Origin of the sequence: Methylobacterium mesophilicum (genome assembly GCF_036441335.1) — a bacterium.
Classification (GTDB): Bacteria; Pseudomonadota; Alphaproteobacteria; order Rhizobiales; family Beijerinckiaceae; genus Methylobacterium; species Methylobacterium mesophilicum_B.
The window spans coordinates 152,087-168,200 of record NZ_MLBW01000026.1 but is presented as its reverse complement, the minus strand read 5'-3'; the positions used below and the strand labels follow the sequence as shown (position 1 = coordinate 168,200).

The window sequence follows — 16,114 nt, the reverse complement described above, 5'->3', positions numbered from 1 at the left end:
CTCTTGCTAACCGTCATGCTGCCCGCCGGCCTCAGTCCGTCGGTTGGCGGCGAAGGTGAGCCCAGTCCGGCCCTGGCGGTCGGAACCATCACGGCGCAGCACAGGGCCTTGGACAAGGCGCTGGATTTTGTCGGCCGGGTCGAGGCGGTGGGGCGCGTCGAGGTGCGCGCCCGCGTGACCGGTTATCTCGACGCGGTCCTTTTCAAGGAGGGCGACCCGGTCAAGGCCGGAGCCCCCCTCTATCGGATCGAGCGCGACCTGTTCGTGGCCGCCGTCAAGCAGGCCGAGGGCGCACTGGAGCGCAGCAGGGCCGCCCAGGCTCTGGCCGCCATCCAGCTGCAGAGGGCGCAGGAGCTGCTCGACCGCAATTCGGGAACCGTCGTGGCCCGCGACCAGGCACGGGCTGCCCTCGATCAGGCGAAGGGCGCCGTCACGGGCGACGAAGCCAATCTCCAGACCGCCCGCATCAACCTCGGCTATACCGACATCACGGCCCCGATCGCCGGCCAGATCGGCCGCACGAGCGTGACGAAGGGCAATGTGGTGGGACCCGACAGCGGGCTACTGACCACGATCGTCAGCCAGGACCCGATCTACGTCACCTTCCCGGTGAGCCAGCGTGAGTTCCTGCGCTACCAGCAGGGTGCGAAGAGTCCGGACCGCAGCAAGGTCGGGGTCCGGATCCGGTTCCAGGACGGCTCGGAATACGGCCAGCTGGGCCGGGTCGATTTCGTCAATATCAGCGTCGACCGCACGACCGATACGGTCCTGGTCCGCGCCGTCATGCCGAACCCAGCGGGTGCATTGCGCGACGGGCAGCTGGTCCGGGTCGCGCTGCAGATCGGCAGGCCCGAGCAGAAGGTCGTGGTGCCGCAAGCGGCGCTCATCGCCGACCAGGGCGGCGTCTACGTCTTCGTCGTCGAGGACGGGCGGGCCGTGACCCGCCGCGTCAAGCCAGGGCCCGGCGGGACCGGCCCGGATACCGTCATCGACGAGGGCCTGTCGGGCGGGGAACTCGTCATCGTGGACGGCTTGCAGCGCGTGCGGCCCGGGATCGCCGTTCAGGCGAACCCGATCGCCCCGTCAGCCAGCGGAATCTGAGGCCATGTTCTCGGCGATCTTCGTCGACCGGCCGCGCCTCTCGGTGGTCATCGCCATCGTCACGTCGATCGCCGGGGCGCTGGCGCTGTTCACCATCCCGGTGGCGCAGTACCCCGATATCGTACCGCCCCAGGTTTCGGTGACGACGACCTATCCCGGCGCCTCCGCCGAGGTTGTGGAATCCACGGTCGCACAACCCATCGAGTCGCAGGTCGTGGGCGTCGACAAGATGATCTACATGAAGAGCGTCAGCGGCAACGACGGCAGCTATACGCTCACCGGGTCGTTCGAGCTCGGCACCGATCCGGACATCAACGCCGTCAACGTCAACAACCGGGTCCAGATCGCCCTGGCCAAGCTGCCCGAGGACGTGCGCAAGCAGGGCGTCACCGTCAAGAAGAAGTCCTCCGCGCTACTCGGCGTGCTGGCGGTCTACTCGCCCAAGGCCATGCAGGACCCGCTCTTCATCTCGAACTACGTCACGATCAACCTGCTCGACCGGATCAAGAGCACGCCCGGCGTCGGCGACGCGACACTGTGGGGGCCTCAGGATTACGCGATGCGGGCCTGGGTGCGGACCGACCAGCTCACCGGCCTCAACCTCACCACGGGCGACGTCATCGCGGCTCTGCGGGCGCAGAACGTGCAGGCGCCGGTGGGGCGGATCGGCGCCCGCCCGATCTCCGACGAGCAGCAGCTCCAGCTGAGCATCCAGACGCAGGGACGCCTGAACTCCGCGGAGCAGTTCCGTACCGTCATCCTGCGCACGAACCCGGACGGGTCCGTGCTGCGGCTCGGCGACGTCGCCCGGGTCGAACTCGGCGCCGCCAACCTCGACCGGGAGACGCGTCTGAACGGCAGCCCGGCCACCGTCATCGCGATCTATCAGTCGCCCGGGGCGAACGCCCTAGCGACCCTGAAGGAGGTCGAGCGGCGGGTCGGGGAGCTGGCGAAGGCCTTCCCCGAGGGGCTCACCTGGAAGGTGACCTATGACCCGACCGCCTTCATCACCGAGACGGTCCGCGAGGTCCGGAAGACCCTGGTCGAGGCCTTCGTGCTCGTCGTCGTGGTGGTATTCCTGTTCCTCGGCAGCCTGCGCGCGACGCTGATCCCGACGCTGGCCGTGCCGGTCAGCCTGATCGGGACCTTCATCGCCCTGAAGGCGGTGGGTTACTCCGCGAACTCCGTCTCGCTGCTCGCCCTGGTGCTCGCCATCGGGATCGTGGTCGACGACGCCATCGTGGTCGTCGAGAACGTCGAGCGCGTGATGGAGGAGCATCCGGAGCTGTCGCCGCGGGAGGCCACCAAACGGGCGATGAGCGAGATCACGGCGCCGATCATCGCCATCACCCTGGTCCTGCTCTCGGTCTTCGTGCCGGTCGCCTTCGTGCCCGGGATCTCGGGCGAGCTGTTCCGGCAATTCGCCGTCGCCGTCGCCGTCGCGATGCTGATCTCGGCGCTGAATGCGCTGACCCTGTCGCCAGCTTTGTGCGGCGTGCTGCTGCGGCCCCACCACGGCCCGCGCCGCGGCATCATGGGCGTCGTCATGCGGGCGATCGACTGGGTGCGCGACGGCTACGGCGCGGTCGTCGCGCGGATCGTCCGCGTCTCGGTGATCGGCCTCGTGCTTGCCGGCGCGGCCGCCTACGGCGCGATGCAGCTCGCAAAGATGACACCCACGGGCTTCCTGCCGGAGGACGACCAGGGCGCCTTCTTTGTCGTGGTGCAACTCCCCGAAGGCGCAGCGGTCGGGCGGACCTCCGAGGTGGTCGCCAAGGCCGAGGAGCTCCTGCGGCAGGAGCACGTGGTCGCCGACACGACATCGGTGATCGGTCTCAATTTCATCGACAACTACTCGCAAGGCAACGCTGCCTTCCTGGTCGTGACCCTCAAGCCCTTCGAGGACCGCACCGGCGCCGGGGACGGAGCGGCGGCCGTCATCGCGCGGCTCGGCCGGCGATTCCGAGAGATCCCGGGCGGGACCGTAGTTCCTCTGGCACCGCCGCCGATCATCGGTCTCGGCACCGGCGGCGGCTTCGCCTACGTCTTGGAGGATCTGCGCGGCGGCGACCCGAAGGACCTCGCCCAGGTCGTGCGCGGGCTGATCGTGGCGGCCAACGAGGAACCGAAGCTCAACCGCGTCTTCAGCACCTTCTCGGCCACGAACCCATCGGTGTTCCTCGATATCGACCGCGACAAGGTCCAGATCCTCGGCGTGCCCCTGGACAACGTGTTTCAAGCGCTGCAGGCCTCCCTCGGCGGCTACTACGTCAACGATATCAACCTGTTCGGCCGAATCTGGCAGGTTCAGGTTCAGGCCGAGGCGGCCGATCGGACGCGGATCGACGACATCTACCGCATCAACGTGCGCAACAAGGACGGCGAGATGGTGCCGCTGCGCTCGCTGGCGGAGGCGCGGATCGTGGTCGGGCCGCCCGCTCTGATCCGCTACAACAACCTGCGGGCGGTCACCGTGCAGGGCTCTCCGGCGCCCGGAGTCTCATCGGGTCAGGCGCTCGCCACCATGGAGGCGGTCGCTGGCAGGACCTTGCCGGCGGGGTTCGCGGGCGAGTGGACCGATACGGCGTTCCAGGAGAAGCGGGCCGAGGGCAAGACCGCCATCATCCTGGGATTCGCGGTCCTGTTCGCGTTCCTGTTCCTGGTCGGCCTCTACGAGAGCTGGACGATACCCGTGCCGGTGCTGCTGTCGGTCACCGTCGGAATCCTGGGCGCCTACGCGGCGATGGTCTGGGGCGGCCTGACCCTCGATCTCTACGCGCAGATCGGCATGGTGGTGCTGATCGGCCTGGCCGCCAAGAACGGAATCCTGATCGTCGAGTTCGCCAAGGAGCAGCGCGAGCGGGGCGTGCCGCTCCACGAGGCCGCGACCGAGGGCGCGCGCCTGCGCTTCCGGCCCGTGATGATGACCTCCTTCGCCTTCGTCCTCGGCCTGTTCCCGCTCGTCATCGCCGCCGGCGCCTCGCAGCTCGCCCGGCGCAACGTGGGGACGCCCGTCTTCGGGGGCATGATCGCCGCGTCCTTCCTCGGGATCTTCGTGATCCCGCCCCTCTACGTGCTGTTCCAGAGCCTGCGCGAGCGAGCCTGGGGGCTCATGGGCGCGAGAGGTGAGCGGCCCGACGCGGCGGAGCCGGCCGGAGCGCAGGAGCACATGCCGGCCGAGTGACCGCCACGCGGTCGTGCCGGGCAGACGGGGAGGCCGAACTGTGACGGACGATGCCACGCGGGCACGGGAGCCCGAACAGGACGACGAAGCCGCCGACGACGGGCAGGCGCACCCCAAGCTCAAGCGCAAGGCGTACGAGCGGGAGCTGCGCGCGCTGCAGGTGCAGCTCTGTCACCTGCAGGACTGGGTCAGGCAGACCGGCGCGCGCATCATCGTGGTCTTCGAGGGACGCGACGCCGCCGGCAAGGGCGGCACGATCAAGGCCCTCACCGAGCGGGTGAGCCCGCGGGTGTTCCGCGTGGCCGCGCTGCCGGCACCCTCCGACCGGCAGAAGACCCAGATGTTCATGCAGCGCTACATCGAGCACTTTCCGGCGGCCGGCGAGATCGTGATCTTCGACCGCAGCTGGTACAACCGCGCGGGCGTCGAGCGCGTCATGGGCTTCTGCGGCGACGCGGACCTTCGCCGCTTCCTCGATCTCTGCCCGCGGATCGAGCGGTTCATCGTCGGCGGCGGGACGCAGCTGATCAAGTTCTGGCTCGAAGTCGGCCGGAAGGAGCAGAAGCGCCGCTTCCTGGCCCGGATCGACGATCCCGTCCGGCAGTGGAAGCTCAGCCCGATGGACCTCGAATCCTACAGCCGCTGGTACGCGTACTCGCTGGCGCGCGACGAGATGCTCGCCGCGACCGACATCGATGAGGCGCCCTGGTACATCGTGCGCTCGGACGACAAGCGGCGGGCCCGGCTCAACTGCATCGCCCACCTGCTCCACCTGATCCCCTACAAGGCGGTAGGGCGCGAAGCCGTGACCTTGCCGAAGCGCGTCAAGGACAACGCCTACGACGACACCCTCCGACACCGCCATTTCGTTCCGGAGCTGCACTGAAGGGGTGCGTGCGCGCGAAGGTCGGTCTGTCAGAGCCCGAGGCCGGCCTTGAACTCTTCGAGGCGCGCGATCGAGACGTCGAATCCGGCCCGGATCGCCGCGTCGCGGGTGGCGTCGCGCTGCGTCTGAAGCAGCAGGATCTCGTCGTCGATCTGATCGCCGGTCAGCTCCTCGAGGGCGAGGATTCGCTCGGCCAGGATCGTGACGCGCCGGGCCGTGATCTCGGCCAGGGCGCCACGCACGAAGGCGCGGCGGCCGGTTCCGGCGGCGTCGATCGCGAACACGATGCCGGGGTGCAGCGCCGTCACGAGGTGCTGGTGCCCGGGCATGACCGTCATGTCGCCCTCGACGCCCGGAAGGACGACGGAGCGGACCTCGCCCGCGAAGACGACCTGCTCGGGAGAGATGAGTTGGGCGAAAAGTTCGGCCATCGTGCTGCGCTCCGTCGCGCGCGGGCGCGCCGGCACTGGGGCCGGTGCGCGTCACGCCATGATGCTGAGGCCGCCGTCCACGTACACGGTCATGCCCGTCAGGTGGGCGGCGTAGGGGGTCGTCAGGTAGGCCGCGGTGAGGCCGACATCGTCGATGTCGACCAGCTCGCCGATCGGTGCACGCTGCACGGCCTCCGCCAGCAGCACGTCGAAGTCCTTGAGGCCGGAGGCCGCCCGCGTCTTGAGGGGGCCGGGCGAGACCGCGTGGACACGGATCGCTCGGCAGCCCAGCTCGTAGGCGAGGTACCGGACCGCGCTCTCCAGAGCCGCCTTCACGGGACCCATCAGGTTGTAGTTCGGGACGACCTTCGTGGCGCCGTGGTAGCTCATGGTCAGGAGCGTGCCGCCGTCCCGCATCAGGGGTGCGGCGAGCCGCGCCATGCGGATGAACGAGTGGCAGGACACGTCCATGGCGATCTTGAAGCCCTCGGACGAGCTGTCGACGAGCCGGCCCTGAAGATCCGCTTTCGGCGCGAAGGCGATGGAGTGCAGGGCGATGTCCAGGCTGCCCCAGGTCTCGGTCAGCTGGTGGAACAGGGCTTCGAGGTCGCCGTCGCTCTGGACATCGCAAGGGGCCAGGACCGAAGCCCCGAGCTCCCGCGCCAGGGGCTCGACGAACGGCTTCGCGTGCTCGTTCAGGTAGGTCAGGGCCAGCTCCGCTCCGAGCTTGCGGAAGACCCTGGCACAGCCATACGCGATGGAATGCGCGTTCGCGACGCCGATCACGAGGGCGCGCTTGCCGGCCAGCGCGTTGCCGTCAGGGATCCGTGTCATCGGCGTGCCCTCTGCGACCCGTCCGGGCGGGTGCGGCGCCCGGGCGCCTGCGGTGTGGCGCCGGCCGCGGCGACCGGCGCGGGAAGGGGCTCCGGTGCCAGCAGGCACCGGAACTCGGGCATCAGCGCCGTCTGCGCGGCGGCGAAGTCCACGTGCTGGGCGAGCCGCTCCAGGATCTCCAGGAGCCGTCGACGCTCCTCCGCGGTCCGCACGAGCGTCGGCAACGTCGCGAGGGCGCGTTCAGGGTCGTGCTGGACGATGTAGGATTGCTGCCGGACGATCCGGCGCGCTACCTCGGCCGGCCGATCGAGGAGGCCGATCTCCTGGCCGACGCGTTCGCGGATGCGCTTGGCGGTCGAGAGCCGCTTCTCGCGGCTCCCGCGGCGGGCGATGAGCAAGCCTGCCCGGACAGCGGCTTCGGCCAATCCGCCCTCCTCGATCCGGACGAGCGCCTCCGCGACGGCCGACGGTTCGCCCGCCGCCTCCGAAGCGGCGCTCGCGCCCGGTTCGGCGGGAGCCGCGAGGCTGGCCGGGCCGTAGACCGCGTAGAACGTGTTCTCCACCGCGGCGTCGCGCAACTGCCGATACAGGTCCCAGGCGGCCGAGATGCCGGCCGCCGCGAGCCGCTCGGTGGCGACGCTCGGACCGGCCTCGTCGCGGGGTGCCCGATGCGCCCGCGCGAACGCCGCCCATCCCTTCACAGGCGCCAGCCACGGGTTCAGGTCCGAGATCGCCCAGCGCCGCGCCCGGAGCGGGTGGAGCGCGCGCGCGGCCCGTGCGGTCTCCGGCGGGATCAGGGCCGCGAGCAGCGGATGCGCGAACGTCTCGTAGAGCGCGGCATTCAGCTGCGAAACCCGCTCGACGGCGCCGAACGGGATCTCGTCCCGCCGGGCGTATTTCTGCAGCGCCTGAAGATCTTCGACCCGCCGCTCCGCCAGCACCACATCGTACCGGGCCGCTCCGTTCGCGTGCGTCTCTTCGATCCGCATCCCGTAGAGGCCCGGCGGCAGGTGCTCGATATATTCGAGCAGGTCGACGATCTGGGCGTGCTCGCGCCGCGCGACGGCCGCCGAGACGAAGATGCCGAGATGCCCGACGCTCTCGTGCATCAGCCCCACGATCACCTGACCGCTCGCCTTGAGAGCCTCGGTCGTCGGGTAGAGATCGGCGATCCAGTTGAAGGCCTGCTGCGGCGGCGTGATGTTGTCTCCGAGCGACGCGAACAGGATGATCGGCACGCGGATCGCGCGCAGGTCGAAGGTTTTGCCCTTGGCCCACTCGGCGCGGCCCGCGGCGAGGCGGTTGCCGACGAACAGGTTGTCGACGATCCAGCGGATCTCGTCCCGGTTCATGAGGAAGTAGCCGCCCCACCAGCGCTCGAAATCGAGGTAGCGCTCCGGTTCGGTGTCGATCTTGGAATAGAGCGTGTAGTTCTTTCCGAAGAACGTGTTGGCCGGATTCAGGTACTCGAAGTTGTCGACGAGGTGGGCGCCGTCGAATTTGCCACCGCCCAGATCGCTCGCGAGCAGTGCCGTCCAGCTTCCACCGAGCATGCCGCCCGCGTAGCGCATCGGGTTCTCGGCGTCGTTGCCGGCCCAGTAGGACATCGGGGCCCCGTTCACCACGATGGGACCTGCCCCATCGGGGTCGAGCGCGCCGACCAGCATGGCGGCCCAGCCGCCCTGGCAATTGCCGACGATGACCGGCTTGCCGCGGGTGGCATGCCGCGACCGTACGAGGCGCACGAACGCGGCTTCCGCCCGCGCGACATCGGCAAGGGTCTGCCCATCGACTGGGTCGGGAAAGAAGATGACCACGTAGACGGGATGCCCCGCCCTGAGCGCCACCCCGACCTCGGATTCGGCCTTGAAGCCCCCGATCCCGGGCCCGTGGCCGGCCCGAGGGTCGATGATCACGAAGGGTCGCTTGTCGGGATCGGTGCGCGTGCCCGGCGGCGGCGCGATGCGCGCGAGCGCGTAGTTGACCGGGCGCTCAAATGTCCGGCCATCGGCCACGATCTCCCAATCGAAGGCCAGCAGGGGCGGCTTGCCGGCCTTCTCGTGGTCCAGCCACGCATTGCCGCGCTGCCGGAGCGTGTCCCAGAACAGCAGCGACCGCTGGGGCAAGTCGGTCCAGTACCGCGCGGCGTCGCTCCAGGCCTGAAGCGGCGTGAGCGGCCGAGCCGCGTCGAGCCACGTCCAAGCCGCCCGACCCATCGTGTCGAGGTAGGTCTGCGCGGCCGCCGCGCAGCGGCCCTGGTAAACATCCGCGATGTGTCTCTGCAGCGCGAAGAGACTGAGACGTGCAGAGTGCTCACCCGCGGAAGCGGAAATCCGTGTCTGCTCTTCGGTCATGATTGCCGTCCCGAGCCGTCCTGGACATCACACGCGGGGTTTTTCCCAGGTGAGGAAGAAGCCCACGTCACCCGGCATGCCGTCCGGCCAGTCGACGATCATCGCCGACAAGCCGTAGCCGAGGGGCTGCAATCTCTCGCGCCAGAACTCGTACGCTTGACGCGGCCGGCCGGTCAGGGTGTCGGGCCAGTCCGACTCCGTATTGTTGATCGCCCGCCCGCCGTCGCTGCACATCGCGTTCGGAAAGCGCATCACCAGCAGCTCGTTCTTGCCCTGCTCGGCCGCGATCCGCAGCTTGTGCAGGAGCGGCCGCGTGATCTCATGGACGCGCTCGGGCGTGAGTTCGATGGTCTTGGACAGGGTCTTGATCAGCTCGGCCCGCGCCTTGCTCGCCTGATCCTCGGCCTTGATGTCCTTCATGGCTTTGGCGGCCTTCAACTTGGCCGTGTACGCACCGAGTTCGGCGGCGGACATGAAGGTCTCGTCGGCGAGTTCGAGATCGGTCGGCGGCTTGGTCTTCAACGCTTCCATGGCGATCTCCCGTTGCTCATAGGACCGGCTGCGGCCGGCTGCTGCCGTGCTGGGCCAGCACCGCGCGCGTGCCGCGCGCGATCATCAGCTCCTCGTCGGTCGGGATGACCCAGGCGGTGGGCCCGGGGCCGCGGGTCACGCGCGGGCCGCCGGACGCGTTGGCCGCCTCGTCGAGCGCGAACCCCGCCCAGGCGGCGCCCCTCAGGACCTCGGCGCGGGTGGCGGCGTCGTTCTCGCCGATGCCCGCGGTGAAGATGAGGGCGTCGATGCCGCCCAGCGCCGCCACCAGCGAGCCGAGTTCCCGTCCGATCCGGTAGACGAACAGGTCGATGGCGCGGCGGGCATCGGGGTCGGTCGCCGCGACGCCGCGCAGCGTGCGCATGTCGTTCGAGATTCCCGAGACGCCGAGCAGCCCCGACTGGGTGTAGAGCATGCGCTCCGCCTCGTCCGGGCCGAGCCTCATCTCGCGCAGCATGTAGAACACGATGCCGGCATCGAGGCTGCCGCAGCGCGTGCCCATGGGCAGGCCGTCGAGGGCGGAGAAGCCCATCGTGGTCGCGACGCTGGCGCCGCGATCCAGGGCACACAGGCTGGCGCCGTTGCCGAGATGCGCGACGATCACGCGTCCCGCGGCGAGGGCGGGGTCGTACGCCGCCAGCACCGAGGCGATGTAGGCGTAGGACAGGCCGTGGAAGCCGTAGCGCCGGACGCCGCGCTCGATCATCGCGTGCGGCACGGCGAACAGCCGGGCGATCTCCGGCTGGCCGGCATGGAAGGCCGTGTCGAAGCAGGCGATCTGTGGCAGGTCGGGGAGGCGCCGCTGCAGGATCCGGATCGGCTCGAGGCTGTGCGGCTGGTGAAGGGGGGCGAGCGGCACCAGCCGCTCGAGGGCTTCCAGGACCTGGGCGTCCACCCGCACGGGCTCGGCATAGGTCGCGCCGCCGTGGACGATCCGGTGCCCGGCGGCGATCAGCCGAAAGCCGCCGCTCTGCGCCCCGAGCCACGCGGACACGTGCAGCAGCGCAGCCTCGTGACCGAACGCCGCCCCACGATCGAACCTCGCCTCCTCCACCACCGCGCCGGTGCCGTCTCGGATGACCAAGTGGGCGGACCCGCCGAGGCCTTCGAACAGGCCCCTGAAGAGGCGGCGCGGGCCCTCGTCATCGCCGGACGCGAAGACCTGGAACTTGAGGCTCGACGAGCCCGCATTCAGCACGAGCAGGACCAGGGTCATCGGCTAGACCTCGGGCAGCAGATGCGCGGTCCGCTGCGCGGCCGCGAACAGAGAGGCGACCGCGCAGGAGGCGAGCCGCGTCACGCGGGAATCGGCCCGGCTCGTCAGGATGATCGGGACCCGGGCCCCGAGCACGATGCCGGCGGCATCGGCGCCGGCCAGGAAGGTCAGACTCTTGGCCAGCATGTTGCCGGCTTCGAGATTGGGAACGACGAGGATGTTGGCGTGGCCGGCCACGGGTGAGCGGATCTTCTTGATCCGGGCCGCACCGAGGTCGATGGCGTTGTCGAGGGCGAGCGGCCCATCCAGCACGGCTCCCGTGATCTGCTCCCGGTCGGCCATCTTGCAGAGGGCGGCGGCATCGAGCGTGGAGGGCACCTTCGGGGTGACGGTCTCCACGGCCGAGACGATGGCGACCCGAACCCTTTCGACGCCCAGGGCGTGCGCGAGATCGATGGCATTCTGCGTGATGTCGCGCTTCTCCTCGAGCGTCGGCGCGATGTTGATCGCGGCGTCCGTCACGATGAGGGGCGTCGCATGCGCCGGCACATCCATGACGAAGCAGTGGCTGATGCGCCGGGCGGTCCGCAGGCCGCTGTCGGAGCGGACCACGGCGGCCATGAGCTCGTCGGTGTGGAGGCTGCCTTTCATCAGCGCCTCGGCCTCGCCGGCGCCCACGAGGCCGACCGCCCTGGCAGCGGCGTTGTCGCTGTGCGCGGCCTCCACGCTGCGATACGCCGTGATGTCCGCGCCGAGAGCGACCGCGGCAGCGCCGATCTTGCGTGGTGGGCCGATTAGGATGGGCTCGATGATTCCGAGCGCGGCGGCTTCGAGGGCCCCCCCGAGCGAGGCCTCATCGCAGGGGTGAGCAACCGCCACCCGCAGCTTCGGAAGTGCCTTGGCGGCCGCAATCAGGCGGTCGTACTTGTCGTGGCGGCGGGGTTCCACCGATGGCCGCTCGGAAGCCAAGGTCGGCACCATCATTCCTCCTGGCGCAACGCAGCCATACGCCGCCTCGGCAGATGGTCACCTGAGCGAGATCCAGGGATTCAGTACCACTGCCTCGAAGACGACCCGCAGTGTATGGCTGCCGATCCTGCCTGCTTGATCGGCTGAGACAGCTCATCGGCCCTACCGCATTAGGATTTTTATCCAAGTCATTAAATTGAGATCAATCGGCGAACGGTGTTAATAGCTGGCAACGAGCACAATGACCTGACCGGCTGGCTTTGGACCGGACTGATTGAGAGGATCAGCCAGGACCGAAGGAGTCGGACATGCGGCGAGGTCAGAAGACGAACGCGGAGCAGGTGGTATTGAAGCTGCGCCAGATCGAGGTGCAGACAGCCCAGGGCAAGAGTTTGTCACTGGCGTGCAAGGAGGCGGAGATCTCCGAGCAGAGTTATTATCGCTGGCGCAAGGAGTACGGCGGCCTCCAAGTCGACCAGGCCCGGAAGATGAAGGACCTGGAGCGCGAGAACGCGCGGCTGCGGCGGCTCGTGGCTGACCTGTCCCTGGAGAAGCAGGTGCTAGCGGACGTCGCCTCGGGAAACTTGTAGCCCCCGAGCGGCGCCGGCAGGCGGTCGACAGCATCCGGGAGAAGTACGGCCTCTCGGAACGTCACGCCTGCCGGATCGTCGGTCAGCACCGCGGCACGCAACGCTACGTGCCGACCGTGCTGGCGGACGAGGATGAGTTGACCCGCGCCATCATCGCCCTGGCGTCCGAGTACGGACGCTATGGCTATCGCCGCGTCACCGCGCTGCTGAAGGCAGCAGGGTGGCAGGTGGGCAGGGATCGGGTTCAGCGCATCTGGCGTCGCGAGGGGCTGAAGGTCCCGCAGAAGCACCGGCCGCGCAGCCGGCTTTGGCTGAATGACGGCTCGTGCGTGCGACTACGGCCGCTCCACCGCAACCACGTCTGGAGCTTCGACTTCGTGCGAGCGCGGACCCACGACGGACGCTCGCTCCGGGTCCTGACGCTGATCGACGAGCATAGCCGGGCTTGTCTGGCGCTGAAGGTGGCGCGACGCATCAACAGCGTCGGCGTGATCGAGACGCTGGCCGACGCCATGTGCCTGCACGGCATCCCGAAGCACATCCGCTGCGACAATGGCCCTGAGATGATCTCGAAGGCGCTGCGCAAATGGGTCGCCAAAGCTGGCTCGCAGATCCAGTACATCGCACCCGGCTCGCCGTGGGAGAACGGGTACTGCGAGAGCTTCAATGGAAAGCTTCAGGATGAGTGCCCGAGACAGGAGATCTTCTACTCGCTGACGGAGGCACAGATCGTGATCGGTCTTTGGCAAATTACCTACAACCGCGTCCGGCCGCACTCGTCCCTGAGCTATCGGCCGCCCGCGCCTGTCAGCTACCCGGATCTGGCCTACCGGCTACCCATGGCAGCGGCTATGCAGTAGCCTTCCACTCGGCTCGGTTCAAAATACCGGTCAGGTCAGGTGGGGCTTTTGAAGCCCAGCGCCGAGTGACGGCGGCAGGGATTGTAGAAGCCATCGATGTAACGGGCCAGCGCGATGGTGGCCTCGGCTCGCGTCTGGAACGCGGTGCGCCAGACCAATTCGCTCTTCCGTGTCTTGAAGAACGTCTCGACCATCGCGTCATCATAACAATTTCCCTTGTCGGACATCGAGATTACGATGCCATGTCCTCATAATTTCTCCTGATACTCATTCGAACAGTACTAACTGCCGCGGTCGGAATGATGCAATAAACCTGGTCCGGGCCGTCGGACGACAAGGGCACGTCGCAGCGCGGTCAGCGCGAATTCCTTGTGAAGCCGGTCGCCCGCCGCCCAGCCCACGACCCGTCGGGAGTACAGATCGAGGACCACCGCCAGGTACAACCAGCCCTCCCGCGTCCAGATGTAGGAGATGTCGCTTCCCCACTTGCGATCCGGCCCGGCCGCCGTGAAGTCCTGGTCGAGGTGGTTGGGCGCGACTGGAAAGGCGTGGCCGCTGTCCGTCGTGCGCCGGAAGCGGCGCGGCTGGCGGGCTTTGAGCCCGTTCTCCCGCATCAGCCGGGCCACGCGCCGCCGGCCTACCGCCAGGCCCTGCTCGCGCAGCTCGCGCGTCATGCGCGGGCTGCCATATGTCTCGTGCGAGAGCGTGAAGGCGGATCGGACGTGGGCAAGCAGCACGAAATCTTCGCGCTGCCGCGTCGAGGCCGGGCGGTTCTTCCAGGCGAAATAGCCGCTCGGAATGACGTCGAGGACCTTGCACAGGCGCGCGACCGGGAAGTCCTTCTTCGCCGCGTCGATGAGGCGGAACCTCATCGACTTCCCCCCTTGGCGAAAAAAGCCGTGGCCCGCTTCAGGATCTCCCGCTCCTGGCGCAGCACCTCGTTCTCGCGGCGCAGACGCTTGAGCTCGGCGGCCATGTCCTCCTGCCGGTCGGTCGGTGGGTTGTCCATCTCCCGCTTACGTCGACCGTCAATCCAGTTGCGCAGCGTCGATAGCCCGACGCCGAGATCGGCGGCGACCTCGCGGCGCGACCGCCCACTCGTCTGCGCCAATCGCACCGCCTCAGCACGAAACTCAGGGGTAAAGGTCTGCTTCCGGCCTGCAATCGGAACCCTCCTCCTTCAGGAAAAGAGCTCTCCACTTTCTCGAGGCAAGTCCATCTGTCACCTGTGCTTCATCGCGCGAGACAGCCCGCCGTAAAACGGGCCGTGCGCGGCGCGAGGCTTGCCGCCCTGCGGATCCCGGTGCGGCCCCTCCTGTCCAGTTCGGTCAAGCGGCACGCCGCGTCACCGGCTAGGTTGGCAGGTCTCCCTCCGTTTAGCGGCTCCCGCGAAGGCCGTCATGACACGTTCCCGACCTTCCATCGCCGCCCTGATCCTGTCCTTGCTCGCCGGGCTATCAGGCGGGTTCACCAGCCTTGAGGCGCGTGAGCGTCCCGCGCAGGGCACCGTCACCATCCCCAGCGACGCAGTACTCAACCGGCTCGAACGCGAGGCGATCACCATGCCCCCGCTCGACGTGACCGGAACGCCGCCGGGCAGTGGAGACGGGACACGGGAACGGCGCGAGCGCCGCATCAAGCGGACATCGCCGGAGCGCGGCGGCGCCTGCGACGATTGCTGAACGGATTCGGGCGCGAGGCAGGGATGCAGGACGCCGAGCCCCTCATCGCCGATCACGACCTGACGAAGATGCGTGGTCCGGCGAATCCTGCACCGCGGCGCAGACGATGGAGTTGGGCCCTGCCGGCGGTCGGCTTGCTGCTGGTAGCCGCCGCCGGCTTTGCTCTTGCCCATCTCTGGTCACCGCACGCCAATCTGCGCATCACGCTCGGGCCCCCCGGCAGCACGGCCGAACGCTTCATCACGGCCTTCGCGGCCGTCTCAAAGGTGCAGCATCCGCGCGTGAACCTCGAACTCGTCCGGGTCGACGATCTCGCGGGCAGCGCCAAGGCGCTGGAAGAGCGACGGACGGACCTTGCCATCGTGCGCAGCGACGCGGCGGTGCCGGCCAACGCCCAGACCATCGTGCTCCTGCGGCGGGACGTCGTCGCCTTTGTCCTGCCCCCGCACAGCCCCGTGACGTCGGTCGCCAATCTGGCGGGCAAGTCCGTCGGCATCGTGGCCGGGCCTCTGCAGGCCGCCAATGCGCGCCTCCTCGACATGGTGCTAAGCTTCTTCAACATCCCCGCAAAGGACGTCGAAAAGGTCGTTCTGCCGGTCGACGGGCTGGCTCAGTCCGTCCGGCAGAAGAAGCTGGCCGCCGTCCTGGCGGTCGGTCCGATGGCGCCCGGCGAGGTCGTCGACGTGGTCGCCGCGGTCGCACGCGCAACGAAGGGCACTCCCGGCGTCCTCGCGCTCGACGAGGCAGAGGCGATCGGCAAGCGGTTCCCCGGCCTCGACTCGATCGACGTGCCCAAGGGCGAGTTTCGGGCACGTCCCACGACGCCGAGCGACTCCGTCACGACGCTGGCGGTCACTTTCCGGTTCGCTGCCTCGGAGTTGATGCCCAATGTGGTTGCGGCGGCGATCGCCCGGTCGATCCTGACGACCAAAGCCAAGCTCGCGGCGGTGACTCCGCTGGCCGCGCAGATCGAGGCGCCCGATCCGGACGACAAGAGCCCGATCCTGCCGGTCCATCCGGGCGTGGCCGCCTACCTGAGCAACGGAGACCAGAGCTTCTTCGACCAAGTCCAACAGTATTTCTACCTCGGCGGCCTCGTGATCAGCCTCGCCGGATCGCTCCTCGCCGCCGCCTCGGCGGGCTGGAACCGTCGCCGGTCGGAGGCGGAGTGGCGCCCCGTCCGACGGCTCGTGGAGATCGCCGACGCGGCGCCGGGGGTCGATCGCGCCGGGCTCGCCGCGCTGGAGGGCGAATATCGGGCGATCGTGTCGGGGATGCTGGGCTGTTCGTCCGGGGCTGTCAGCACTGACTGCCTGTCGGCCTTCTCGACGGCCCTGGCCCATGCCCGCCACGCCCTCGATCGCCGCGGCGCCAGTATCGATCCCGCAAGCCTCGGTTCGGAGACGGTGGCGGTACCCTCCGCGCCGACGCTCGTCGTCGGGCGGTGACGGCGGGCGA

At 68.7% G+C, this 16,114-nt stretch carries 12 protein-coding genes and 1 pseudogene; 6 read left to right on the top strand and 7 right to left on the bottom strand.

Translation table 11 applies throughout. From position 1 onward, the window contains the following. The first annotated feature begins 15 nt into the window (after nt 1–15). From MMR14E_RS16830 to ppk2, 3 genes are read left to right on the top strand one after another with little or no spacing between them, the layout of a single operon-like run. Nucleotides 16–1,101: an efflux RND transporter periplasmic adaptor subunit gene (locus MMR14E_RS16830; RefSeq protein WP_331315981.1), complete on the top strand. Its 1,086-nt coding sequence runs from the start codon at nt 16–18 to the stop codon at nt 1,099–1,101. A 4-nt stretch (nt 1,102–1,105) separates the two neighbouring features. Next, nucleotides 1,106–4,285, top strand: a complete 3,180-nt coding sequence (locus tag MMR14E_RS16825; RefSeq protein WP_331315825.1) for a multidrug efflux RND transporter permease subunit — start codon at nt 1,106–1,108, stop codon at nt 4,283–4,285. Between the two features lie 40 nt (nt 4,286–4,325). Beyond that, the gene (gene ppk2, locus MMR14E_RS16820) at nt 4,326–5,171 is read left to right on the top strand and encodes a polyphosphate kinase 2 (protein ID WP_331315824.1); all 846 of its coding nucleotides are present in this window, start codon (nt 4,326–4,328) and stop codon (nt 5,169–5,171) included. Nucleotides 5,172–5,200: 29 nt separating this feature from the next. Here the strand turns inward: ppk2 and atpC are convergent, their stop codons facing one another. Genes atpC through MMR14E_RS16790 form a run of 6 tightly spaced genes read right to left on the bottom strand, consistent with a single transcriptional unit; the run spans nt 5,201 to nt 11,536 of the window. Beyond that, the gene (gene atpC, locus MMR14E_RS16815; RefSeq protein WP_331315822.1) at nt 5,201–5,602 is read right to left on the bottom strand and encodes an ATP synthase F1 subunit epsilon; all 402 of its coding nucleotides are present in this window, start codon (nt 5,600–5,602) and stop codon (nt 5,201–5,203) included. A gap of 51 nt (nt 5,603–5,653) precedes the next feature. Continuing rightward, nucleotides 5,654–6,436 carry an enoyl-ACP reductase FabI gene (gene fabI, locus MMR14E_RS16810; RefSeq protein WP_331315820.1) on the bottom strand — a complete coding sequence of 261 codons (783 nt, stop codon included), beginning with the start codon at nt 6,434–6,436 and terminating at the stop codon, nt 5,654–5,656. Then, a complete protein-coding gene (locus MMR14E_RS16805) occupies nt 6,433–8,790 on the bottom strand; it encodes a DUF3141 domain-containing protein (protein ID WP_331315818.1) in 2,358 nt (785 codons plus the stop codon). The genes fabI and MMR14E_RS16805 overlap by 4 nt, the downstream gene beginning before the upstream one ends. A 27-nt stretch (nt 8,791–8,817) precedes the next feature. Then, the gene (locus tag MMR14E_RS16800) at nt 8,818–9,321 is read right to left on the bottom strand and encodes a hypothetical protein (RefSeq protein ID WP_331315816.1); all 504 of its coding nucleotides are present in this window, start codon (nt 9,319–9,321) and stop codon (nt 8,818–8,820) included. 16 nt (nt 9,322–9,337) lie between these two features. Further along, a complete protein-coding gene (locus MMR14E_RS16795) occupies nt 9,338–10,555 on the bottom strand; it encodes an acetate/propionate family kinase (protein ID WP_331315814.1) in 1,218 nt (405 codons plus the stop codon). A 3-nt stretch (nt 10,556–10,558) separates the two neighbouring features. Further along, nucleotides 10,559–11,536: a phosphate acetyltransferase gene (locus MMR14E_RS16790; RefSeq protein ID WP_419539359.1), complete on the bottom strand. Its 978-nt coding sequence runs from the start codon at nt 11,534–11,536 to the stop codon at nt 10,559–10,561. A gap of 296 nt (nt 11,537–11,832) precedes the next feature. On the opposite strand from MMR14E_RS16790, the gene MMR14E_RS16785 reads away from it, so the two are divergent. Next, a protein-coding gene (locus MMR14E_RS16785; protein WP_331315811.1) for an IS3 family transposase occupies nt 11,833–12,974 on the top strand; the annotation gives its coding sequence in 2 pieces (ribosomal slippage) (nt 11,833–12,100 and nt 12,100–12,974; 1,143 coding nt in all). Nucleotides 12,975–13,009: 35 nt separating this feature from the next. Here MMR14E_RS16785 and MMR14E_RS16780 read toward each other — a convergent pair. Beyond that, a pseudogene (locus MMR14E_RS16780) lies at nt 13,010–14,139 on the bottom strand (IS3 family transposase). 235 nt (nt 14,140–14,374) lie between these two features. Between MMR14E_RS16780 and MMR14E_RS16775 the strand changes: the two are divergent. Together MMR14E_RS16775 and MMR14E_RS16770 are read left to right on the top strand one after the other, a co-directional pair. Next, complete coding sequence (locus tag MMR14E_RS16775) at nt 14,375–14,656, top strand: hypothetical protein (RefSeq protein ID WP_331315810.1); 282 nt, start codon at nt 14,375–14,377, stop codon at nt 14,654–14,656. A gap of 23 nt (nt 14,657–14,679) precedes the next feature. Further along, nucleotides 14,680–16,104, top strand: a complete 1,425-nt coding sequence (locus tag MMR14E_RS16770; RefSeq protein WP_331315808.1) for a TAXI family TRAP transporter solute-binding subunit — start codon at nt 14,680–14,682, stop codon at nt 16,102–16,104. Nucleotides 16,105–16,114: the final 10 nt, after the last annotated feature.